Origin of the sequence: Pseudomonas sp. 3MA1 (assembly GCF_029237275.1) — a bacterium.
Taxonomy (GTDB): domain Bacteria; phylum Pseudomonadota; class Gammaproteobacteria; order Pseudomonadales; family Pseudomonadaceae; genus Aquipseudomonas; species Aquipseudomonas fluorescens_AP.
On sequence record NZ_JAACFX010000013.1, the window covers coordinates 130,490 to 152,787 of the forward strand.

Below are 22,298 nucleotides of genomic sequence, written 5' to 3' on the forward strand. Positions count from 1 at the left end.
ATAATCACCGGGATCGGCACACCAAGGAACCACAACAGTAATGAGCGCATGGGAAATCTCCTGGATCAGTGAACGGGGGTCGGGGCCACGGTGCGCGGCTGCAGGTCGGTTTCAAGGCTGATCACGGCGTCCCGGCGACGGCCACCGAAGGTCGCCGCCAGGCTGGCGAAGAACGCCCCGCACAGCAGCGCGATGAACATCCACAAGGACGACCAGGCGGCCAGCTTGGCGGCGCTGTCGGCGGCCTCCCTGGCGGCTTGCTTGGCTTCATTCACGGCTTGCTGGGTCTTGGCGAACACCTCGTCCACCCGCTGCTCGGCTTCGGCCTGGCTGAGGTTGGTGCGCTGGGCCACCACTTGCGCCAGGTAACGGCGGTCCTCAGGCAGGAGCTGACCGCCGTTGCTCAAGCTGCGCACGAAGATCCGCGACACCGTGCCCCGCGCCGCATCCTCACTGACCGCCACCGGGCGATCGTCACGCAACAGGCTGTCGACGAAATAGCCGTAGTCGTCCGGGGCGCCCTGGGCAGCGGCGTGGCCGGCCACCTGGGTGGCGGCGCCGGCGGCCGCGGAAGCAACCTGGGCCCCGGCCCGCACACCACCGCCAATGACGCTGCTGACCGAGCCCACCACCAGGGTCGCGGTGACCAGGGTCGCCACCGCCCAAGCCAGGAAACCGTGGGCGGTGTCGCGGAAATACACTTCATCGCCGTGCAGGTTGGCCCACTTCACCCGCAGGCGTCCGGCGATGTAGCCACCCAGGCCGGCGGCCAGAATCTGCGTCAGGGCCAGCCAGAGGATGCTGGAGATTCCCAGGCCCTTGGCGCTGATGCCGTTGCCGGCCCAGGGCGACACCGCGGAAAAGCCCAGGCCGAAGCCCAGCAGCAAGAGGATCAAGGACAAGGCAGCGGCCGCCGCGGCGCCGGCGAAGATCGCCGCCCAGGACACGCCCGAGTGATGACTCGAAGCGTCCGCGGTGGCCAGCAGGTGTTCAGAGGGTCTGTTCATTGTTGTTCTGCTCCAGGCATGAAAAAGGCTGTTGCACGTCTCCAGGGGACCAGTGCAGTCAGCGTGCCAGTTGCACGAACTTTATAACTCGATGTATTTCAATGACTTGCGATCAACTCATAGGCCAGGCTCGTGCAATTTGCCGACCTGGGGGTTTTGTAGCGGGCGTTCTGCACGGGGTCCCTTCAGGCACGCTTGCTCAGGTAAAGCTCCCGGCCCCGGGTGTAGCACCAGTGCAGCAGCAGCCCAAGGCCCCACAGCGCCAGCAGCAGGTGGCCCGCCAGGGTCAATGGCGCGATGCCCTGCCCCCACAAGATAAAGATCGGCAACGCCAGCCAGGCCGAACGGCGAAAATCCAGCAGGCGCATGATACCCGGCACGATCACCGCGATCAGCGCGATGACCAGCACGTCCAGCCCGCGATACCCCAGCATCCAGCGCGCATAGCGGGGATCGGCGGCATAGGCCTCCAGATAGCCCGGCAGGCGCAAGGCCAGATCCATGGCCAGACTCAACAGCAGGCTGCCCACCAGCAACCACAGCAGCCCCTTGAAACGTGATGCGTATTTCATTGCATGACACCTTGATCCAGAGAAGCTCAATCGGGGGCTTCAACGCCGCTTGTAGCTTTTATTGCCGCTGGGGGTCAGGCAGTAGACCCCGCCCCGCGGCCCGGTGCAGAAACTGCCGCTGCCGCAGGTGCAGCCCTGGGCGTCGCGCAGCAGCGGTTCGGCGCGGGGGGTGGAGGCTGGCTGGCCGAACATCAGCGCGCAGTTTTTCTTCGAGGCGCTGATGGAGCCGTCGTTGCACAGGAACAGCTCGCCATCGCAGCGGTCGATGCCGCCTTTCTTTCCGGAACAGGGTTGATTGGCCGCCTGGGCCGCCGCGCTGCACAGCAGCATCAGGCACACAGTGACAAAGGGCTTCCAGCCGACCCGAGTCAGGGCACTCATGGTGACGCCTCCTGGCAAAAAAGTGGCCGGATGATATCAAGCTTCAACGCTGCTGACTCCAACTGCGCGGACCAGACGACCGGCCAGATGAAAGTTTTTTTAGAATCCCGCCGCTGGTTTCTTGGCAAAATGCCCGCCTGTGTCACGAACCGCTAAGCAGGTAACGCCTATGACCCGCATTCTGACCATCGAAGACGATGCCGTGACGGCCCGGGAAATCGTCGCCGAACTGAGCAGCCACGGCCTCGACGTGGACTGGGTGGACAATGGCCGCGAAGGCCTGGTGCGCGCCGTGAGCGGCGACTACGACCTGATCACCCTGGACCGCATGCTGCCGGAGCTGGACGGCCTGGCCATCGTCACCACCCTGCGCACCATTGGCGTGTCGACGCCGATCCTGATGATCAGCGCCCTCTCCGATGTCGACGAACGGGTGCGCGGCCTGCGTGCCGGCGGCGACGACTACCTGACCAAGCCCTTCGCCTCCGACGAGATGGCGGCCCGGGTCGAGGTGCTGCTGCGGCGCAAGGACACGGTCAAGGATTTCGCCACCAGCCTGCGGGTGGCCGACCTGGAGCTGAACCTGATCAGCCGCGAGGCGACCCGCGCCGACCAGTTGCTGAGCCTGCTGCCCACCGAATACAAGCTGCTGGAATTCCTCATGCGCAACACCGGGCAGATCCTCTCGCGGATGATGATCTTCGAAGAGGTCTGGGGCTATCACTTCGACCCGGGGACCAACCTGATCGACGTGCACATCGGCCGCCTGCGCAAGAAGATCGACCCGCCCGGCATGACCCCGTTGATCCGCACCGTGCGAGGCTCGGGTTATGTCATTGCTGAACCCCTCTAAGGGCTGGCGTTCCTCCAGCAGCCGCCTGCTGGCGCTGTACAGCACGCTGTTCGTGGCCTGGAGCTGCATCCTCATGGGGGTGCTGTACTACGAAGTCTCGACCTACCTGGACAGCCTGGCCAAGCACTCGCTGATGCAGCGCCAGCACCTGTTCGCCCGCTTCGAGGGCGAACAGCTGGTGGAAGCCCTGGCCACCAGCATGACCTTCGACATGCGCGCCATCGACGCCTACGGCCTGTTCGACGAACAGCGCCGGCCCTTGAGCGGGCCGATCCGGCAGATCCCCGACGACCTGCCCCTGGACGGGCAGATCCACGAATTGAAGAACTGCATCGACTCCGACGACCCGAGCCTGCCCCGGGACAGCTGCGACGCGGTGGCCACCCACACCCGCGACGGCCGCTGGCTGGTACTGGTGCGCGACAACGGCTCGCTGTTCGCGGTGACCCGGATCATTCTCCATGCGCTGCTGTGGGGCATCTCCCTGACCATCATTCCCGGGGTCGCCGGCTGGCACCTGCTGCGCCGCCGGCCGTTGCGGCGCATCCGCCAGATCCAGGCCAGCGCCGAAGCCATCGTCGCCGGCGACCTGACCCGGCGCCTGCCGCTGTCGGACCGGCGCGACGAACTGGACATGCTGGCGGCCATCGTCAACGCCATGCTCGAACGTATCGAGCGGCTGATGCACGAGGTCAAGGGCGTGTGCGACAACATCGCCCACGACCTGCGCACCCCGCTGACCCGCCTGCGGGCCCAGCTCTACCGCCTGCAACAACAGGCCGAGGACGGTTCGCCCCAGGCCCTGCAAATGGACCAGCTGCTGGCCGAGGCCGACACCCTGATGGCGCGTTTTCGCGGCTTGCTGCGCATCTCCGAACTGGAGGACCGGCAACGGCGCTCGGGGTTTCTCGAACTCGATCCCCTGCCGCTGCTGCAAGAGCTGTACGACTTCTACCTGCCCCTGGCCGAAGAAGGCCGCCTGACCCTGCTGCTCGACGTGCCGCCGAGCCTGCCGCGGCTGACCGGCGACCGCGCCCTGCTGTTCGAGGCCCTGGCCAACCTGCTGAGCAATTCGATCAAGTTCACCCCGCCGGGCGGCGAAGTGATACTGCGCGGCCTTGACGATGGCGGCAGCCCGCGCCTGGAAGTGCTGGACTCAGGCCCCGGCATTCCCCCGGCGGAACGGGCGGCGGTGTTCCGACGCTTCTACCGGGTCGACGAAAACAACGCCCAGGGCGGCTTCGGCCTCGGCCTGTCGATCGTCGCGGCGATTGTCAGCCTGCACGGCTTCAAGCTCGAAGTGGGCAGCAGTGAACGGGGCGGCGCACGCCTGAGCCTGGATTGCCGGCCAAGCCTGATCGCCGACAACTGACCCACCCAGCCCATCCCGGTAGCCGCTGCTGAGCCTGCGAAGCTGCGAAAAGAACCGCAGGGCCTTCAGGCAGCCTCAAAAGCAGCGCCTCCTGCGGCAGCGGCTACGGCTGGCCCAGGGAGTTGCTGTCCAGCTCGTAGAGCAACTCGTCGATAAGCCGCAATACGTCGGCCTCGCTCTGCAAGGACTTGATGCGCAACCCGCTGACCACCAGGTCGACCCGGCCGCTGTCGGGCTCGAACACCCGCAGGGTCAGGGTGCCGTCGCCGGCATGGCTGAAACTGCAGGCCAGGGGCGCCAGGCGCTGTTCGATGCAGGCGCGCCATTGGGCCTGGGTGAGCACCGCCGGTGCCTGGTCGGTCGCGGTGCCCTTGCTCTGTTCATCACCCATGCGGGCTGTCCTTGTGCTGTGGTTGTGCTCTGCCACAGCCCCATTGACCGGACCTGTGGCGGCTCACAGGGTAGAAAACCCCCACCAGGCAAAGAAGGCGCATTTGCACGGGTTGCCCTGGTGCATTTGCACCGGTTCAGCGTCCCCGGTTGCCGGCCGTACCGACGAACAGCCCGCGCTCCCGGGCCCAGACGATGGCCTCGCCGCGGCTGTGCACGCCGAGCTTGGAATACAGGGTGGCGACATGGTTGCGCACGGTGTTGGGCGCCAGTTGCAAGCGCGCGGCAATCTCCTTGTCCGCCAGTCCCTGGTAGATCAGCCCGAGCACGTCGCGCTCGCGAGCCGTCAGGTCGGCGGAGGACACGCCAGGGCTGTCCAGGGTTTTCGGACGTCTGACGTTGGCCAGCCTCTCGATCAGCGTCTGGCTGAACCAGGAGGCGTCGCGCATCACTTCCTCGATGGCGCTCACCAGTTCCAGTTCCGAGCGCTTGCGCTCGCTGATGTCCATCAGCACCAGCAGGTAGCAGGGGCTGTCCTGGATGACCAGGGTGTCGGCATAGGCCGCGCAGTCGAGCAGCTCGCCGCCCTTCTTGCGGACCTTGAGGTCCAGAGCGTCGACCTTGCCGTCCTTCTCCAGGCGGCTGAACAGTTGCCCGCTCGCCGCATCGGCCATGCAGCCGGTGGCGTCGATGGTCTTGCCCAGCAGTTCTTCGCTGCTGTAGCCAAAGGTGTTGAGAAAGGCATCGTTGACATCGACGATCTGCTGCTCGGCGCTGCACACCAGGGTCGGCACCGGAGTCAGGCGGAACGACTTGGCAAAGCGCTCCTCGCTCTGGCGCAGGGCAATCTCGATCTTGCGCCGCGGCTCCAGGTCCATGAAGGAAAACAGCATGCCGTCTTCATCGTTGATGTCCAGGGGCTGGCCGGCGACGATCACCAGCTTGCTGCCGCCGTCCGGCAGGCGCAGCTCGGCCTGCATCTGCGGGATGGTCGCGCCCTGCCCCAGGCGCTCGATGGCCAGGTCCCTGTGCTCGGCATCCTCCAGCACATCCAGCTCGTACACCGAACGGCCGATCACCTGATCCCGGGCATAGCCGGTCATTTCCAGGAAGCCCTGGTTGACCTTGATGTAACGCAGGTCGCTGAGGCGGCAGATCACCGCCGGCGCCGGGTTGGCATTGAAGGTCTTCTCGAAGCGCTGCTCGGCGCCGGCCCAGTCGCTGGCGTCGCTGAGGATCAGCACCAGGGACTCCGGAGCGCCGCTGCGATCGGTGAGGATCATGCTGCGCACCCGGTGCACCCAGTGCCGCTGCTCGCCGTCGATCTCGGCCTGTACCTCGACCACCACGTCGCTGAAGGTTTCCCCGGCGGCCACCCGGTTGATCGGGTAGGCGTCCAGGGCCAGGGGATGGTTGTTGCGGTAGCGCAAGGCATAGCGCCGGGCGTACTCGCCGACATTGGCCCCCAGCTCACCGACCTCGCTCACCCCGTGCATGGCCAGCGCCGCCTCGTTGGCCCAGAGCAGGCTGCGGGCCTGGTCGGTTTCGATCAGGATCACCCCGTCGGACAGGCCGGCGATGATCTGCTGCAATTGGCGGCGATTGGTTTCGGTGGCAAGTACGGCCTGGCTCATGGCATCTCCAGTCAGGTCCGGCGCGACAGCCCATAGCTGTGCGCCGGAAAAAAGGGGGCTGAAGACTACGACCACGAGCGCTCGCCATCGTGCCCTGCGCCTTCACCGCCACGCACTGGAGCCGCCCCGCGCCAGGGGTTAAGCTGCTGCGCCCGGTCCGACCGCCCTCAAGGAGTGAAGCATGATCAGCATCCGTGAAGCCGACAGCCGCGATATCGATGCCCTGCAGGCCATAGGCTGCGCCACCTACCGCGAACACTTCGCGGCGATCTGGACGCCTGACGGCATGCAGCGGTTTCTCGACCAGGACTTCGCCCCCGCCAGCCTCGAAGCCTCCGTAGCGGCCCGGGACCGGCACCTGTGGTTGCTGGCCCTGGACCGCCAGCAACAGCCCATCGGCTTTGCCAAGCTCAACTGGGCCCGGCCGGTTCCGGGTAGCGAGCGCTGCGGGGCCGAACTGCAGAAGATCTACCTGCTCAAGTACCAGGCTGGCCAGGGCCATGGCCGGCGCCTGCTGGAGCAAGTGATGCAGCGCGCCGCTGGCGCCGGCGAAAGCTGCCTGTGGCTGGACGTGCTCAAGAGCAACAGCGGCGCCCGGCGCTTTTATGAAAGCGCCGGGCTGCGGCAGATCGGCGAAGTGCCGTTCAGCACCGACCTGGAACAGATCGGCATGTGGGTGATGGCTTGCGACCTGCCCCTCAAGGGGCCCTCCGCCCAGGGCTGAGGCTGCATTCCCCGCGCCCTGCCCGCCACTACAAGCCCAGGGCCTTGAGCCGCCGGTACAGAGTCCGCTCGCTCAGCCCCAGGGCCTTGGCCAACTCGCTGCGCGAGCCATCGAAGACCTCCAGGGCATGGGCCAGTTGCTCCAGGTCCTTGCTGGCGCGACGGCGGGTCACCGGGGCCTGGGGCTGGGGACTGCGCAGTTCCGCCGGCAGGTCCTGCAGGCGGATCACCCCGTCGTCGCTGAACAACCGCGCCCGTTCGAGGATGTTGCGCAGCTCGCGGATGTTCCCCGGGTAGGTGTACAGCTGGAGTTGTTCCAGGGCCTGGGGGTCGACCCGCGGCACCGCCCCGGGATCGAGGCGGCGCAGCAGGCTGTCGATCAGCAGCGGCAGGTCGTCGCTGCGTTCGCGCAGGGCCGGCAGGCGGATCGGGAAGGCGCTGATGCGGTAGTACAGGTCCTGGCGGAAGCTGCCGGCGGCGACCATTTCCTTGAGCGGCTTGTGGGTCGCCGCCACCAGGCGAAAATCCGAGTGCACGGTGCGCAGGCTGCCCACCGGGCGGAAGCTGCCGGACTCGATCAGGCGCAGCAATTTGACCTGCATGGCCAGCGGCACCTCGCCGATCTCGTCGAGAAACAGGGTGCCGCCGTGGGCCGCTTCCGCCAGGCCGATCTTGCGTTGCAGGGCGCCGGTGAAGGCGCCCTTCTCGTAGCCGAACAGTTCGCTTTCCAGCAGGGTTTCGGTGAGCCCGGTGCAGTCCACCACCACCAGCGGCCCGCTGGCCCGGGGGCTGCCGTCGTGCAGGGCACGGGCGAACAACTCCTTGCCAGTGCCGGATTCGCCCTGCAGCAGCACCGGAATCGGCGCCGGGGCCGCCCGCTGCAAGGCGCTCAAGGCTTCGTTGAAGGCCGGCGAGCGCCCCACCAGGCCCTTCTGCTGGGGCTGCACCGACGCCACCGCCACTGAACTGAGGCGTTCGACATAGGCCACCACGGTTCCGGCCTCGCCGATGATCGGCCGCAATTCCACGTCCACGTGCTCCGGGCCGCGCGGCGTGTGGTGGATGTGCAGCATGCGCTCCGGTACCCGGCTGTCATGGGCCTTGCGCATCGGGCAATGCTCCCCGGCCTGATCGCAGGGCACGGCGAACTGGTGGGATACGCGGTAGCACTTGGCGCCGACATGGGGCTTGCCGGCCACGCCGAACTGGCGCTGGTAGGCAGTGTTGGCGGCGATGATGTTGTAGTCGGTGTCGAGCACGATGGTCGGTTGCGGATCGTGTTCGAGGTAGGACACCAGGGCAGACATGGACGGCTGGGCACGGTCGGTGGCGATCAGGGACATGGGGCGACTCCGGGGCAGTGGCGGCAGCTTAAAGCACGGCGCGGCTTTCTGCCATTTTCTGCCACTAACTGCCATATCACTGCCAAATGCCGCTGGCAGTCGCGGCGAAAAACGCCTGATGGCAGCCTCTGCAACCTTCTACTGCAATGAACAGGTGGCCAATCCGAATGTTTGAGGTTGGCACGTTTATTGACAGTCCAAGGGACGAGCGACAGCGCAGACTGCCCTCACCTTCATTGCCTGGAGTGCCCCATGATCATCCGCGACACCCTGCGTGTAGAAGCCTTTTTCGACCCTCAGACCTGGACCATCAGCTACCTGGTGATGGACCAGGCCAGCCGCCGCTGCGCGCTGATCGACAGCGTGCTGGACTACGACCCGAAATCCGGCCGCACCCGCACCGAGTCCGCCGACCGCCTGATCGCCCGGGTGCGCGAGCTGGACGCCCGGGTCGACTGGATTCTGGAAACCCACGTGCACGCCGACCACCTGTCCGCCGCGGCCTACCTCAAGGACCAGCTGGGAGCCCGGGTGGCCATCGGCAATCAGATCACCCGGGTGCAGAAAGTCTTCGGCGCGCTGTTCAACGAGGCCCCGGCCTTTGCCCGCGACGGCAGCCAGTTCGACGTGCTGCTGGAAGACGGCGCCGAATTCAGCATCGGCGGCCTCAGCGCCCGAGCCCTGCACACCCCGGGGCACACCCCGGCCTGCATGACCTACCTGGTGCAAGTGGGCGATGAGTGCGTGGCCTTTGTCGGTGACACCCTGTTCATGCCCGACTACGGCACCGCCCGCTGCGACTTCCCCGGGGCCGATGCGCGAACCCTGTACCGCTCCATCGGCAAGATCCTCGCCCTGCCCCCAGAGACCCGGCTGTTCATGTGCCACGACTACCTGCCCAACGGCCGCGAACTGCAATACATGACCACCGTCGCCGAGCAGCGCGCCAACAACATCCATATCCACCAGGGCGTCGACGAAGACAGCTTCGTGAAGATGCGCGAAGCCCGCGACGCAACCCTGGACATGCCGGTGCTGATCCTGCCCTCGGTGCAGGTCAACATGCGCAGCGGGCACTTCCCCGAGCCTGAAGACAACGGCGTGAGCTACCTGAAGATTCCCCTGAACACCCTATAACTATTACCGACTCCACACGGAGACCTTGCCATGCGTCCCTTCAACCCGGCCCTGCGCCCCGTCGACGGCAGCCACCAGGTGCTGATCGTCGGCGGCGGTGCCGCCGGCATCGCCGTTGCCGCCAGCCTCTTGACCCGCGATCCGCACCTGGACGTGGCGCTCATCGACCCCGCCAAGCACCACTACTACCAACCCGGCTGGACCCTGGTGGGCGCCGGGGTGTTCAGCGCCGCGTCCACCGAACGGACCCTGGCCGAACTGATCCCCCAGGGGGTCAAATGGATCCAGCGCGCGGTCAGCCAGTTCGAGCCGCAACACAATGCCCTGGTACTGGACAACGGCCACGTGCTGGCCTACGACCAGTTGGTCGTCTGCCCCGGGCTCAAGCTCGACTGGGCGGCCATCGACGGCCTGCCCCAGGCCCTGGGCAACCACGGCGTGACCTCCAACTACCGCTACGACCTGGCGCCCTATACCTGGCAACAGGTGCAGCAGCTGCAACAGGGCGAGGCGCTGTTCAGCCAGCCGCCGATGCCGATCAAGTGCGCCGGGGCGCCGCAGAAGGCCCTGTACCTGTCCTGCGACCACTGGCTGCGCCACGGGCGCCTGGGGGCGATCAAGCCGCGCTTCCTGAATGCCGGCGGCGTGCTGTTCGGCGTCGCCGACTATGTGCCGGCGCTGATGGAATACGTGAAGAAGTACGCCATCGAACTGGATTTCGGCCATAACCTGGTGGCGGTGAACGGCCCGGCCAAGCGCGCGACCTTCGTCCGCACCCTGGCCGACGGCAGCCAGCAGACCCTGGAGCGCGCCTTCGACCTGCTGCACGTGGTGCCGCCGCAATGCGCCCCGGACTTCATTCGCCACAGCCCGCTGGCGGACGCCGCCGGCTGGATCGATGTCGACCCCCATAGCCTGCGCCACAAGCGTTTCGTCAACATCCACGGCCTGGGGGATGCGACCAACACCAGCAATGCCAAGACCGCCGCGGCGGCGCGCAAGCAGGCGCCGGTGGTGGCCAACAACGTGCTGGTGGCCCTCAAGCGCCTGACCCGGCTGGCCAGCTATGACGGCTACGGTTCCTGCCCGTTGACCGTGGAACGGGGCAAGATCGTCCTCGCCGAATTCACCTACGGCGGCAAGCTGGCGCCGAGCTTCCCCCGCTGGCTGCTGGACGGCCGCCAGCCGACCCGCCGCGCCTGGTGGCTGAAGGAACGGATCCTGCCACCGCTGTACTGGCGCGGCATGCTCAAGGGCCATGAATGGCTGGCGCAACCGAACCTGGACACGGACACCCCGCAAGCATGAACGAACACAGTCTTTTGGGCGCCGGGCTGGGGGCGATCATTGGCGCGATCCTGGCCCTGACCGGGGCCGGCGGCGGCATTCTCGCGGTGCCGCTGCTGGTGTTCGGCCTGGGCCTGAGCATGGTCGAAGCCGCGCCCATCGGCCTGTTGGCGGTGGGCCTGGCCGCCAGCGTCGGCGCGGTGCTGGGCTTGCGCCAGGGCATCGTGCGTTACCGCGCGGCGGGGTTTGTCGCCAGCATCGGCATCCTCATGGCGCCACTGGGGCTGTGGCTGGCCCACCGCTTGCCCAACCTGCCCCTGGCGCTGCTGTTTTCCCTGGTGCTGCTGTATGCCTGCGGACGCATCCTGCGCAAGGCCAGCCTGGAATTGAAACAGGGCCGGGCGGCGCCGCGTCCGGCGTTCCTGCCCTGCGTGCTCAACCCGGCCCAGGGTCGCCTGCGCTGGACCCTGCCCTGCGCCCGGGCACTGACCTTCACCGGCATGCTCTCGGGCCTGCTGTCGGGGTTGCTCGGCGTGGGCGGCGGCTTCGTGATCATTCCGGCCCTGAGCCGCTACACCAACCTGGACAGCAAGAGCATCGTCGCCACCTCATTGGCGGTGATTGCCCTGGTGTCCCTGGGTAGCGTGATCACCGCCAGCCTCAGCGGGGTGATGCACTGGGCGGTGGGCGCGCCCTTTGCCCTGGGCGCGGTAGCGGGACTGGTGCTGGGACGGCAAGTGGCCAGCCACCTGGCCGGTCCGCGCCTGCAACAACTGTTCGCCGTCACTGGCCTGCTGGCGGCGCTGCTGCTGGCGGGCGGCGCCCTGGGCTGGCTGCCCCATTGAACCCATACACCGCGTAGGAGCTGGCTTGCCAGCAAAGGCGGCCGCGCCGACGCCGCTGTCCAACGCAATACTCATGGCGCCCGGACTGGCCCTTTCGCCGGCCAGCCGGCTCCTGCAGGGAACTCGATATGCTTTTGGACTATCTGCATTTCACACCGTGGTCGGCCCTGGCCGGGGGCGCGTTGATCGGCCTGGCCGCCGGGCTGTTGATCGTCGCCAACGGGCGCATCGCCGGAATCAGCGGCCTGCTCGGCAGCCTGCTGCAACCCGGCAGCGACGGTTGGGGCGAGAAAGCCCTGTTCATCCTCGGGCTGTTGCTGGCGCCGCTGCTCTGGGGCCTGTTTCACGCCCTGCCCGTCGCCGAGTTCCAGGGCGGCCTGCTCGGCCTGATCAGCGCCGGCCTGCTGGTGGGCCTCGGCACCCGCTACGGCGCCGGTTGCACCAGCGGCCACGGCGTCTGCGGGATCTCCCGACTGTCGCCGCGCTCGATCGTCGCCACCCTGTGCTTCATGGGCACCGGTTTCGCCACAGTCTGGGTACTGCGGCATCTGCTGGGGCTATTGCCATGAGAAAGCTCAGCGCATTTGTCGCCGGCCTGCTGTTCGGTATCGGCCTGCTGCTGGCGGGCATGGCCAACCCGGCCAAGGTCCTGGGCTTTCTCGATCTGGCCGGCAACTGGGACCCCTCCCTGGCCCTGGTGATGCTCGGCGCCATCGCAGTGGCCTGGTGGCCTTTCCATTGGGCCATGGGCCGCTCGCGCTCGCTGCTCGGGGCGCCCATGCAGATCCCGGCCAAACGCAGCGTGGATCGGCGCCTGATCGGCGGCAGCCTGCTGTTCGGCGTCGGTTGGGGCATCGCCGGGATCTGCCCGGGACCGGCCCTGGTGCTGTTGCCGGGCGGCCACTGGCAAGCCTGGGTGTTCGTCCTGGCCATGCTCCTGGGCATGCTGCTGTTCCAGCGCCTGGAGGCCCGTCGCCAGCCCTGACCCGTACTCCCTGCGGCACTGTGGCAGCTGGCTTGCCAGCGAAGGCGTCCTGACAGGCACCGCCGACCTGACCCAGGATTCACGGCGCCAGGGGCGGCCTCTTCGCCAGCAAGCCGGCTCCTACCTGGGCAACCACCGGGGAAATATTGGCCTCTGCCGGTCCAGCGCCCGGGTGGCGACCATGACCTGGCCCCATGTCCTCCAGGAGTGCGCCATGTCCACCGCCCAGTCCCTTGAACTCTGTTTCTGGCGCAAGATCGGCCGCTACGCCTCGCGCATCGGCCGGGCCTTGATCCAGAAAGCCCTGTGGCTCTACTACGCCGCGCAACGACCGCAAACCCCGATCTGGGCCAAGACCACCATCTACGCTGCCCTGGGTTACTTCGTGCTGCCGCTGGACCTGATCCCCGACCTGATTCCCGGGGCCGGGTACGTGGACGACCTCGGCCTGTTGACCGGCTCCGTGGTGACGGTGGCCGCCCACATCAACGCCGAGGTCCGGGAGCAAGCCAGCGCGCGCCTGGCTGACTGGTTCGGCAGCGAGCCGGAATAAGCCGCAGGTCGGCGTCAGGGGGGCGCATACGACTCAACAAGGCCCTGCAAAACCCCGGGGCACCATGGCCGCCCGGCTCACCGCGCCTGGGTGTCCAGGGCATAGAACTCCTGCAGCTTGGCCTGCAGCAGCTTCTTGTCCGGCAGTTGGGTCCGGTACTCGGCGATCAGCGCCGGCGACAGGGAACGGTTGAGGGCATATTCCACCACCTCGTCCTCCTTGCTGGCACAGAGCAACACGCCCAGGGCCGGGTTTTCATGGGGTTTGCGCACCTGACGGTCCAAGGCCTCCAGGTAGAAGTCCAGCTTGCCCAGGTACTCCGGCTCGAAACGCCCGACCTTGAGTTCAACGGCCACCAGGCAATTCAACCCACGATGAAACAGCAGCAGGTCCAGGGCGAAATCGCGCCCGCCAACCTGCAGGGGAAAGCCCGAAGCGACAAAGCAGAAGTCGCGCCCCATCTCGACCAGGAAATCCTTGAGTTGGCGCACCAGCCCCTGGTGCAGGTCGGCTTCGCCATGCCCCTGGGCCAGGTCGAGAAACTCCACCATGTAGGCATCCTTGAACACCTTCAGGGCCTCGGGACGGTCCTGTCTCAAGGTGGCCGAGGCGTTTGCCGGTCGGGTCAGCGTGCGTTCGAACAGGGCGGATTTGATCTGCCGTTCCAGTTCTCTACGCGACCATTGCTCCTGGATCGCCAGACGCAGGTAGAACTCACGTTCGCTGGGCCCTTTGCTCTGCCCCATCACCACCAGATGGTGGCTCCAGGACAATTGTCGCACCAGTGGTGCGACTTTCTCGTCACCGCGATAGGCCTCATAAAACTGGCGCATGCGAAACAGGTTGGCCCGGGTAAACCCCCGCAGCCCCGGCTGCTGCCGCGCCAGGTAGTCCGCCAGTTGCTGGACCACGCCATCGCCCCATTCCGCCGCCTGGATCTTGCGGCTGATGTAGGCCCCGACCTGCCAGTACAGTTCCACCAGTTCAGTGTTCACCGCCCGCACCGCCCGTTGCCGCGCGGCGGTGATCATTTGCGCCACTTCGCCAAATGCCACATCGGTGGCGGTGATTGCCGTTTCAGCCTCTTGCTTCATGACGCACGCCCGCTTGCCAGGATAAAGACCTCTATCATCCCGTGGCTCGCCATGGCGCTGTAGTCGGCCCGGTCTCTTTAGCTTGAGCGAAATGTCCTTATTTCCACGACACAAACAGACCTGTCAGCCGGGCATGCAATTGAAGTCCTGGGTACTGGCCAGTTGCTTGCCCTGGGCGTCATACAAGCGCGCCGACACCTCGTTGCCCAGGCTCGACTCCACCAGCTTGTAATGCTCACCGGCCTTGAAGCCGCTGTAGCTGAGATGACCATTGCAGTCTTGCTGGTTGGCATCACCGACGCTCTCGTCAAACAGGGTCACGTCCAGGCGATGCGCGCCGGGCTTGACCTGAAAATAACGCCCATCGTCGACCTTGCGGCCATCCACCCGTTCGGCCATCAGGTCGTTGGAGCCCTCTTCCTGCAAACCGATCCAGGCCTCGCTGGGATCGGGCTGGGGCATGGGGCCAGCGCAGGCAGAGAGCAGGCACGCGAGGCCCAGGGCGGGAATCAGCAATAGCGGTTTGAGTGTCATGAATATCTACCTTGGCATTGGAAAAAGAAGCCCTACAGGCAACTGAACGGCCGACTCTGGGCCACCTGCCGGCCCTGGGCGTCCAGCAGCGCGGCGCTGACGTCCTGGCCTTCGCTGGACTCCAGCAGTCGGTAATGGCCCCCCGCCTGGAACCCGGCATAGTCCAGGCGCCCCAGGCATTCAGGCTGCGCCGAGTTGCCGTTGGCGCCTTGCAGCAGGGCCATCTGCAAGCGGTGCTGGCCGGGGCTGACCTGGAAATAGCGGCCGTCGTTCAGGCGCTGGCCGTCGACGCTGTCGGCCAGCAGGTCGTTGGGCGACTCCGCGGAAAGATCGATCCAGGCCTGCTGCGGATCGGCCTTGGGCACGGGCCCGGCACAGGCCGAGAGCAGGCACGCCAGGCCCAGGCCCGGCAGCAGCGACAGCGGTTTGAGGGACATGGGAACAACCTCGCAAGTGACAGAAATGAGGGCGACGCCGGCCGGCAACTGTCGGCTGTGTCGATGGCCATCAAGCTTGTCGAGGCTGCGATGCGAGAACAAATGAATCCCCATGAAAGGAATTTCAGGCCTTACCTAAAACTTCCTTCACCTGGCTGAAAGCCGCGTGTTAGGTGGGTCGCTGCAGGCTGCCGAGGTTTGCAATCCCACTCCCTCGGAGGTTTTCGGCATGCTCGGGCTGGTCAAGACCGCACTGCTCAAGCCCTACACGTTCATCGTGCTGGCGATATTCATCTGCATCATCGGGCCCCTGGCGGCCCTGCGTACCCCCACCGACGTGTTCCCGGATATCGGCATCCCGGTGGTGGCGGTGGTCTGGCAATACAACGGCCTGTCGCCGGACGCCATGGCCGGGCGGGTGATCTACACCTACGAGCGCTCCCTGAGCACCACGGTCAATGACATCCAGCACATCGAGTCGCAGTCGCTGCCGGGTATAGGCATCGTCAAGATCTTCTTCCAGCCCGGGGTCGATATCCGCACCGCCAACGCCCAGGTGACGGCGGTGTCGCAAACCGTGCTCAAGCAGATGCCGCCGGGCATCACCCCGCCGCTGATTCTCAACTACAGCGCCTCGACGGTGCCGATCCTGCAAATGGCCTTTTCCAGCCCGACCCTGTCGGAGGCGAAGATCCGCGACCTGGTGCAGAACAATATCCGCCTGCCCCTGAGCGCCCTGCCGGGGCTGGCCATGCCCACGCCCATGGGCGGCAAGCAACGGCAGATCACCCTCGACCTGGACCCGCAAGCCCTGGCCGCCAAAGGCCTGTCGGCGCAAGACGTAGGCAATGCCCTGGCGGCGCAGAACCAGATCATCCCGGTGGGCACCGCCAAGCTGGGCGGCGATGAATACACGGTGCTGCTGAACAACAGCCCGAGCGCCATCGAGGAGCTCAACGACCTGCCGATCAAGACCGTGGACGGCGCGCTGATCACCATCGGCCAGGTGGCCCACGTGCGCGATGGCTCGCCGCCGCAGACCAATATCGTGCGGGTCGACGGACGCCGCGCGGTGCTGATGCCGGCGCTGAAGAACGGCAATATCTCCACCCTGTCCATCGTCGACGGCATCCGCCAGATGCTGCCGCGGATCAACGAAACCCTGCCGCCGGCGCTGAAGACCTCGCTGCTGGGGGACGCCTCGGTGTTCGTCAAGCAATCGGTGGGCAGCGTGGCCCAGGAAGGCATCATCGCCGCCCTGCTGACCAGCGCGATGATCCTGCTGTTCCTCGGCAGCTGGCGCTCCACCCTGATCATCGCCGCCTCGATTCCCCTGGCGGTGCTCTCGGCCATTGCCCTGCTGGCGCTCAGCGGCCAGACCCTGAATGTGATGACCCTGGGCGGCCTGGCCCTGGCGGTGGGGATCCTGGTGGACGACGCCACGGTGACCATCGAGAACATCAACTGGCACCTGGAACAGGGCAAGGCGGTCAAGGACGCCATCCTCGACGGCGCCAGGCAGATCGTCGGCCCGGCCTTCGTCTCGCTGCTGTGCATCTGCATCGTCTTCGTGCCGATGTTCCTGTTGCAGGGCATCGCCGGCTACCTGTTCCGGCCCATGGCCCTGGCGGTGATCTTCGCCATGGCCAGCTCGTTCATCCTCTCGCGGACCCTGGTGCCGACCCTGGCCATGTACCTGCTCAAGCCGCACACGCCAGAAGCCGGCCCCGGGCATCACCCGGAAGATGCCTTCATCAACCACCACGAGGGCGAACAGCACGCCAAGCCGCGCAATGCCCTGGTACGCGGACTACTGGCCTTCCAGCAGGGTTTCGAGGCGCGTTTCTCCAATGTGCGCGACACCTACCACGGCCTGCTGCACCTGGCCCTGGGCCGGCGCAAGAGCTTCATCCTCGGCTTTCTTGCCTGTGTGCTGGCCTCCTTCGCCCTGCTGCCGAGCCTGGGCCAGGACTTCTTCCCCGCCACCGACGCCGGCGCTCTGGCCCTGCACGTGCGCCTGCCCCTGGGCACGCGGATCGAGGAAAGCGCGGCGGCCTTCGACCGTATCGAAGCGCGGATTCGCGAAGTGATCCCGGCCGAGCAACTGGACAGCATCATCGACAACATCGGCATCCCCCTGAGCGGCATCGACATGGCCTACAGCAACAGCGGCACCATCGGCCCCCAGGACGGTGACATCCAGGTCACCCTCAAGCCCGGCCACGCCCCCAGCGCCGACTACGTGAAAAAACTGCGTGAAGCCCTGCCGGAAAGCTTCCCCGGCAGCCAGTTCGCCTTCCTGCCGGCGGACATCAGCAGCCAGATTCTCAACTTCGGCGCACCGGCCCCGCTGGACGTGAAAATCTCCGGGCCCGATGACGCGGCCAACCGCGCCTTCGCCCTGGAACTGCAACGGCGCCTGCAGCATGTACCGGGCATTGCCGACCTACGGATCCAGCAGTCCACCGGCTACCCGTCACTGCAGGTCAAGGTCGACCGCCTGCAGGCCAACGGCCTGGGGATCACCGAGCGTGATGTGACCAACAGCATGGTGGCGTCCTTGGCCGGCAGCTCCCAGGTGGCGCCGACCTTCTGGCTCAACCCGAAGAACGGCGTGTCCTATTCCATCGTCGCCGCCACCCCGCAGTACCGCCTGGACAGCCTGCCGGCCCTAGAGGCGCTGCCGGTCACCGGCAGCAACGGCCAGTCGCAGATCCTCGGCGGCCTGGCGGATATCTCCCGGGTCGAGAGCCCGGCGGTGGTCAGCCACTACAACATCCAGCCCACACTGGACCTGTACGCCAACGTCCAGGGCCGCGACCTGGGCGCCGTGGCCCACGACATGCAAAAGGTCCTGGACGACGCCGCGGCCCTGCGGCCCAAGGGCGCCACGGTCAACCTGCACGGGCAGATCGATGCCCTGCACGAGGCCTTCAGCGGCCTGAGCCTGGGCCTGCTGGGGGCGGTGGTGCTGATCTACATGCTGATCGTGGTCAACTTCCAGTCCTGGGTCGATCCGTTCGTGATCATCACCGCGTTGCCAGCGGCCCTGGCCGGAATCGTCTGGATGCTGTTCTTGAGCGGCACCTCGCTGTCGGTGCCGGCGCTGACCGGGGCCATCCTGTGCATGGGGGTGGCCACCGCCAACTCGATCCTGGTGGTGAGTTTTTGCCGCGAGCGCCTGGCGGCACATGGCGATGCCCTCAAGGCCGCCCTGGAAGCCGGCTACACGCGCTTTCGCCCGGTGTGCATGACCGCCCTGGCGATGATCATCGGCATGCTGCCCCTGGCCCTGTCCGAGGAACAGAACGCCCCTCTGGGCCGTGCGGTGATCGGCGGGCTGCTCCTCGCCACCGTGGCCACCCTGATCTTTGTCCCCGTGGTCTTCAGCCTGGTCCACGGCCGTCGTCCCCAATCCGCTGTTGCTGGAGAAAACACCCATGTCGCCTGATCACACCCCTTCGCGAAAACGCCTGATGCTGCTGGGCATCGGCAGCCTGAGCCTGGCCGCGCTGCTGGTGGCCAACGGCCTGGCCGCGCGCACCCGGCATGAACGGGCCGTGGCCGCCTGGACCGAAACCGCCGCCGTGCCGCAAGTGCTGGTGCTCCAGCCGCAACCCAATGTGCTGGGCGACACCCTGCGCCTGCCGGCGCACCTGGAAGCCTGGAGCAAGGCGCCGATCCATGCCCGGGTCAGCGGCTACCTCAAGGACTGGACCCAAGACATCGGCGCCAAGGTGGCCGCCGGGCAAGTGCTGGCCCATATCGACAGCCCCGACCTGGACCAGCAAGTGGCCCAGGCCCGGGCGCGGATGATCCAGCAGCAAGCCAATGCCCGGCTGGCGCAGACCACCGCCGCGCGCTGGCAGAACCTCTTGGCCAGCCACTCGGTATCGCGCCAGGAAGCCGATGAAAAGACCTCCAACGCAGCTGCCGCCAAAGCCAACGCCGAGGCGGCCGCCGCCGACTACGCACGGCTCTCGGCGCTGGAAGACTACAAGACCATTCGCGCACCATTCGCCGGCACCCTCACCGCCCGCCACACCGACATCGGCCAGTTGATCAAGGCCGACAACGACAGCGACCCGGAACTGTTCGACCTGGCGGACACCCACAAACTGCGGCTCTACGTGCCGATTCCGCAGAACTACGCCAGCGTGATCCGCCCTGGACTGGTGGCGCAGTTGAGCGTGCCGGAACATCCCGGCCAGCACTTCAGCGCGCAACTGCTGGGCGACTCCACCGCCATCGACCCACGCTCCGGCACCCTGCTGGCACAGTTCGTCGCCGCCAACCCGGACGGCGCGCTGATGCCCGGCGACTATGCCGAGGCGACCCTGGCGATTCCCGCCGACACCCACGGCGTGAGCATCCCCGCCAGCGCCCTGATCTTCCGCGCCCAGGGCACCCAGGTGGCGCTGATCGACAGTGCCAAGCGCGTGCACCTGCGCAGCATCCATATCGGCCTCGACCTGGGCGAGCGGCTGGTGATCGACCAGGGCCTGCAAGCCACGGATCAAGTCATCGACAACCCGCCGGACGCCCTGCGCGAAGGCGACCTGGTGCAACTGGCGGACGCGGGAGGCGAACATGCGCCCAAGGCTTAAGCCCCTCGCCGCCCTGCTGTTGCTGGCCCTGCACGGCTGCTCCCTGGCGCCCCACTACCAGGTGCCGGCCATCGACCTGCCGGCGCAGTATCGCGAACAGAACGCCGACGGCCCCTGGCACCCGGCCGCCACGCCCCAGGGGATCGCCGAGCACTGGTGGCGGCTGTACCAGGACCCGCAGCTGGATGACCTGCAACAACGCCTGCTCCGAGCCAACCCGGATCTGGCGGCGGCCCTGGCCCACTACGACGCTGCCCAGGCCTACGCCAGCCAACTGCATGCCGGGCTGTTCCCGCAGATCAGCGCCAGCGCCCAACCGCTGCGCCAACGCCAGTCGGACAGCCGCCCCCTGCGCGGCAGCACGCAACCGTCGATCTACAACAGCAACACCGCCGGTTTTGCCCTGGGCTTCGACCTCGACCTGTGGGGGCGGCTTCGCAATCAAGCGGCTGCCGGAGATGCCCAGGCCCAAGCCTCCGGCGACGACCTGGCAGCCGCGCGCCTGAGCCTGCAAAAGCAACTGGCGAGCCTGTACGTGCAACTCAATGGCCTGGACGCCCAGAGCCGCATCCTCAGCCACTCCCTGGAGGATTACGCCCAGGCCCTGCAACTAACCCGCGACCGTTATCAAGGGCAAATCGCCTCGGAACTGGACCTGACCCGGGCCCAGAGCCAACTGGCCAGCGCCGAAGCCGAACTGGACGAAGTGCGCGCCCAGCGCAACCTCACCGAACACGCCATCGGCGAACTGGTGGGCGAACCGGCCAGCCAATTCCACCTGGCGCCTTCTGCGCAACTCTTGAGCCTGCCGAGCATTCCCCAGCAACTGCCCAGCACCCTGCTGCAACGCCGGCCCGATATTGCCGCCGCTGAACGCCGTGTGTATGCCGCCAATGCCGGCATCGGCATCGCCCGCGCCGCCTGGTATCCGGATTTCAGCCTGACCGGCATGCTCGGTGGCCAGACCCAGGGCGTGGGCAATCTGCTGGCGGCGGGCAATCGCTACTGGGCCCTGGGGCCTTTGGTGAACCTGCCGATTTTTGACGGCGGACGGCTGAGCGCCAATGAGCGCCAGGCCCATGCCGAGTTCGAAGAGGCCGCCGCCCATTACCGTGGACAGGTGCTGCGGGCGGTGCGGGAGGTGGAGGACAACCTGGGACAACTGCGGGATTTGCGTCAGGAGGCGCTGGATCAGCAGGCGGCGGTGAATGCGGCGCTGCATACCCAGACCTTGGCGATGAACAGCTATCAGGCGGGGGCCGTCAGCTATCTGGATGTAGTGACAGCACAGACTGCAGCCTTGCAGGCACAACGGGGGTTGCAGGCGGTGCAGACCAGGGAGTTGCAGGCGAGTGTGGGGTTGCTGGTGGCGTTGGGTGGAGGAGAGTCAGCGGCAAGTTTGTAGCGGCAAGCGGCAAGCTGAAAGCTTGAGGTTTGCCGCCTCGCCCTATGCGTCGCCAACCGTTGCTGATAGTGTTGAGCGGCAAAAAAGTAGTTATCATACCCACCGCAACGACAGGGAGTTGAAAGCGATGTGAACAGCCGGCAACTCATCGCCCAGATCGAAGCAGATGGTTGGTATCTGGTCAGGGTCAAGGGCAGTCACCACCACTTCAAACACCCAACCAAGCCAGGCCTGGTCACCATTCCCCATCCCAAAAAAGATCTACTGGCCAAAACGGTAAGCAGCATATTGAAACAAGCCCGGCTCTAACCACCCAGGCTCGACGCTCCCAGGTCCGAAGGAGGATCAGTCCATGCTCTATCCCATTGCCATTCTCCCCGGTGACGACCAACACGCCTGGGGTGTGGAAGTACCCGATATTCCTGGCTGCTTCTCCGCCGGCGACGACCTCGACGACGCCATGGCCATGGCCCGCGAAGCCATCGAAGGCCACCTGGAATTACTGGCCGAAGAAGGAGCAGCCATTCCCACCGCGCGCACAGTGACCCTCCACGCCGCCAATCCCCAGTATCAAGGCTGCACTTGGGCCGTGATTGATATCGACATCACTCGCTACATGGGCAAGGCGGAAAAACTCAACATCACGCTGCCGGGCTATTTGCTGAATCGAATTGATGAATATGTGAAACATCATCCGGAACAGAAAAGCCGATCGGGCTTTTTGGCTCAAGCTGCGTTGAGGGTCTTGCAGGGCGTTTGAGGGCTTTGCACTTGCTCTCACTCCCACTTCAGGAGCGCGGAACGAGGCGCCGGAAACCGGAGCAGGAACCCTTTGGTTATTTTGGGCAGGACCGGCATTCCGGCTTTGCCAAAGTGATTCGCCCTTACCGCGAGTTCTGGGTACATATCCGTTGCTGCGGTTACGGCCGCTTAGGGTTTCGCTCTTACAGCGAGTCACTTTGAAGAGCCCAAAGTAACCAAAGGCTCCTGCCCCTCCACTCGGTGCCTCGCCTAGGCTCGGCATGCCCTTGTAAGCTAATTTCTACCTGCCTCAGATCGCGGTGCCCTCGGATTTCGAGATCGTGAGTGAGCATGGGTCGAGGCAGGTTCCTTCCTAAATTAGTCCGAACGGTTGCCTG

General features: G+C 66.1%; 23 protein-coding genes. 14 read left to right on the forward strand and 9 right to left on the reverse strand.

Translation table 11 applies throughout. The features are described 5' to 3' along the window. Positions 1 to 65 precede the first annotated feature (65 nt). The 3 genes from GWQ44_RS27010 to GWQ44_RS27020 form a co-directional block, all read right to left on the reverse strand. Positions 66 to 1,007, reverse strand: coding sequence for a hypothetical protein (locus GWQ44_RS27010; protein WP_275928698.1), 942 nt, complete (start codon positions 1,005 to 1,007; stop codon positions 66 to 68). A gap of 185 nt (positions 1,008 to 1,192) precedes the next feature. Next, on the reverse strand, positions 1,193 to 1,579 hold the full coding sequence (locus tag GWQ44_RS27015) for a hypothetical protein (protein WP_275928699.1): 387 nt from the start codon (positions 1,577 to 1,579) through the stop codon (positions 1,193 to 1,195). A gap of 39 nt (positions 1,580 to 1,618) precedes the next feature. Next, positions 1,619 to 1,960 carry a hypothetical protein gene (locus tag GWQ44_RS27020; RefSeq protein ID WP_275928700.1) on the reverse strand — a complete coding sequence of 114 codons (342 nt, stop codon included), beginning with the start codon at positions 1,958 to 1,960 and terminating at the stop codon, positions 1,619 to 1,621. 169 nt (positions 1,961 to 2,129) lie between these two features. On the opposite strand from GWQ44_RS27020, the gene GWQ44_RS27025 reads away from it, so the two are divergent. Both GWQ44_RS27025 and GWQ44_RS27030 read left to right on the forward strand, forming a co-directional pair. Then, complete coding sequence (locus GWQ44_RS27025) at positions 2,130 to 2,813, forward strand: response regulator transcription factor (RefSeq protein ID WP_016967144.1); 684 nt, start codon at positions 2,130 to 2,132, stop codon at positions 2,811 to 2,813. Beyond that, on the forward strand, positions 2,791 to 4,185 hold the full coding sequence (locus GWQ44_RS27030) for a HAMP domain-containing sensor histidine kinase (RefSeq protein ID WP_016967143.1): 1,395 nt from the start codon (positions 2,791 to 2,793) through the stop codon (positions 4,183 to 4,185). The genes GWQ44_RS27025 and GWQ44_RS27030 overlap by 23 nt, the downstream gene beginning before the upstream one ends. A 103-nt stretch (positions 4,186 to 4,288) precedes the next feature. Here GWQ44_RS27030 and GWQ44_RS27035 read toward each other — a convergent pair whose 3' ends face one another. Both GWQ44_RS27035 and GWQ44_RS27040 read right to left on the reverse strand, forming a co-directional pair. Continuing rightward, entirely contained in the window at positions 4,289 to 4,576 is a 288-nt protein-coding gene (locus GWQ44_RS27035; RefSeq protein ID WP_016967142.1) for a DUF1652 domain-containing protein, read from the reverse strand. 136 nt (positions 4,577 to 4,712) lie between these two features. Beyond that, on the reverse strand, positions 4,713 to 6,209 hold the full coding sequence (locus GWQ44_RS27040; protein ID WP_275928701.1) for a helix-turn-helix transcriptional regulator: 1,497 nt from the start codon (positions 6,207 to 6,209) through the stop codon (positions 4,713 to 4,715). Positions 6,210 to 6,390: 181 nt separating this feature from the next. Here GWQ44_RS27040 and GWQ44_RS27045 point away from each other — a divergent pair, with 181 nt between their 5' ends. After that, a complete protein-coding gene (locus GWQ44_RS27045; RefSeq protein WP_275928702.1) occupies positions 6,391 to 6,933 on the forward strand; it encodes an N-acetyltransferase in 543 nt (180 codons plus the stop codon). Positions 6,934 to 6,961: 28 nt separating this feature from the next. On the opposite strand, the gene GWQ44_RS27050 is transcribed toward GWQ44_RS27045, so the two are convergent. Beyond that, positions 6,962 to 8,275, reverse strand: coding sequence for a sigma 54-interacting transcriptional regulator (locus GWQ44_RS27050; protein WP_275928703.1), 1,314 nt, complete (start codon positions 8,273 to 8,275; stop codon positions 6,962 to 6,964). Positions 8,276 to 8,527: 252 nt separating this feature from the next. On the opposite strand from GWQ44_RS27050, the gene GWQ44_RS27055 reads away from it, so the two are divergent. The 6 genes from GWQ44_RS27055 to GWQ44_RS27080 all read left to right on the forward strand — a co-directional run bounded on the left by GWQ44_RS27055 (position 8,528) and on the right by GWQ44_RS27080 (position 13,082). Next, the gene (locus tag GWQ44_RS27055; protein WP_016968633.1) at positions 8,528 to 9,412 is read left to right on the forward strand and encodes an MBL fold metallo-hydrolase; all 885 of its coding nucleotides are present in this window, start codon (positions 8,528 to 8,530) and stop codon (positions 9,410 to 9,412) included. 30 nt (positions 9,413 to 9,442) lie between these two features. Beyond that, positions 9,443 to 10,720 (forward strand): FAD/NAD(P)-binding oxidoreductase, encoded by a 1,278-nt coding sequence (locus GWQ44_RS27060; RefSeq protein WP_275928704.1) that lies wholly within the window; start codon positions 9,443 to 9,445, stop codon positions 10,718 to 10,720. After that, positions 10,717 to 11,544, forward strand: coding sequence for a sulfite exporter TauE/SafE family protein (locus GWQ44_RS27065; RefSeq protein ID WP_275928705.1), 828 nt, complete (start codon positions 10,717 to 10,719; stop codon positions 11,542 to 11,544). Before GWQ44_RS27060 ends, GWQ44_RS27065 begins: the two co-directional genes overlap by 4 nt. 128 nt (positions 11,545 to 11,672) lie before the next feature. Further along, entirely contained in the window at positions 11,673 to 12,113 is a 441-nt protein-coding gene (locus GWQ44_RS27070; RefSeq protein WP_047303899.1) for a YeeE/YedE, read from the forward strand. Next, positions 12,110 to 12,529, forward strand: coding sequence for a DUF6691 family protein (locus tag GWQ44_RS27075; RefSeq protein WP_016968630.1), 420 nt, complete (start codon positions 12,110 to 12,112; stop codon positions 12,527 to 12,529). The genes GWQ44_RS27070 and GWQ44_RS27075 overlap by 4 nt, the downstream gene beginning before the upstream one ends. Positions 12,530 to 12,743: 214 nt before the next feature. Next, the gene (locus GWQ44_RS27080; RefSeq protein ID WP_016968629.1) at positions 12,744 to 13,082 is read left to right on the forward strand and encodes a YkvA family protein; all 339 of its coding nucleotides are present in this window, start codon (positions 12,744 to 12,746) and stop codon (positions 13,080 to 13,082) included. A gap of 77 nt (positions 13,083 to 13,159) precedes the next feature. Here GWQ44_RS27080 and GWQ44_RS27085 read toward each other — a convergent pair whose 3' ends face one another. The 3 genes from GWQ44_RS27085 to GWQ44_RS27095 all read right to left on the reverse strand — a co-directional run bounded on the left by GWQ44_RS27085 (position 13,160) and on the right by GWQ44_RS27095 (position 15,147). Next, entirely contained in the window at positions 13,160 to 14,176 is a 1,017-nt protein-coding gene (locus GWQ44_RS27085) for a PDDEXK nuclease domain-containing protein (RefSeq protein ID WP_047303894.1), read from the reverse strand. A gap of 123 nt (positions 14,177 to 14,299) precedes the next feature. After that, a complete protein-coding gene (locus tag GWQ44_RS27090) occupies positions 14,300 to 14,710 on the reverse strand; it encodes a hypothetical protein (RefSeq protein WP_275928706.1) in 411 nt (136 codons plus the stop codon). A 32-nt stretch (positions 14,711 to 14,742) separates the two neighbouring features. Then, positions 14,743 to 15,147 carry a hypothetical protein gene (locus GWQ44_RS27095; RefSeq protein ID WP_275928707.1) on the reverse strand — a complete coding sequence of 135 codons (405 nt, stop codon included), beginning with the start codon at positions 15,145 to 15,147 and terminating at the stop codon, positions 14,743 to 14,745. A 229-nt stretch (positions 15,148 to 15,376) separates the two neighbouring features. Between GWQ44_RS27095 and GWQ44_RS27100 the strand changes: the two genes are divergently transcribed. From GWQ44_RS27100 to GWQ44_RS27120, 5 genes are all read left to right on the forward strand, one after another. Beyond that, positions 15,377 to 18,598: an efflux RND transporter permease subunit gene (locus GWQ44_RS27100; RefSeq protein WP_275928708.1), complete on the forward strand. Its 3,222-nt coding sequence runs from the start codon at positions 15,377 to 15,379 to the stop codon at positions 18,596 to 18,598. Next, positions 18,588 to 19,754, forward strand: coding sequence for an efflux RND transporter periplasmic adaptor subunit (locus GWQ44_RS27105; RefSeq protein WP_275928709.1), 1,167 nt, complete (start codon positions 18,588 to 18,590; stop codon positions 19,752 to 19,754). The genes GWQ44_RS27100 and GWQ44_RS27105 overlap by 11 nt, the downstream gene beginning before the upstream one ends. Then, positions 19,738 to 21,159 (forward strand): efflux transporter outer membrane subunit, encoded by a 1,422-nt coding sequence (locus GWQ44_RS27110; protein WP_275928710.1) that lies wholly within the window; start codon positions 19,738 to 19,740, stop codon positions 21,157 to 21,159. Before GWQ44_RS27105 ends, GWQ44_RS27110 begins: the two co-directional genes overlap by 17 nt. A gap of 129 nt (positions 21,160 to 21,288) precedes the next feature. Continuing rightward, entirely contained in the window at positions 21,289 to 21,468 is a 180-nt protein-coding gene (locus GWQ44_RS27115) for a type II toxin-antitoxin system HicA family toxin (RefSeq protein ID WP_092315415.1), read from the forward strand. A gap of 43 nt (positions 21,469 to 21,511) precedes the next feature. Continuing rightward, a complete protein-coding gene (locus GWQ44_RS27120) occupies positions 21,512 to 21,919 on the forward strand; it encodes a type II toxin-antitoxin system HicB family antitoxin (RefSeq protein ID WP_102864418.1) in 408 nt (135 codons plus the stop codon). The last annotated feature ends 379 nt before the right edge of the window (positions 21,920 to 22,298 follow it).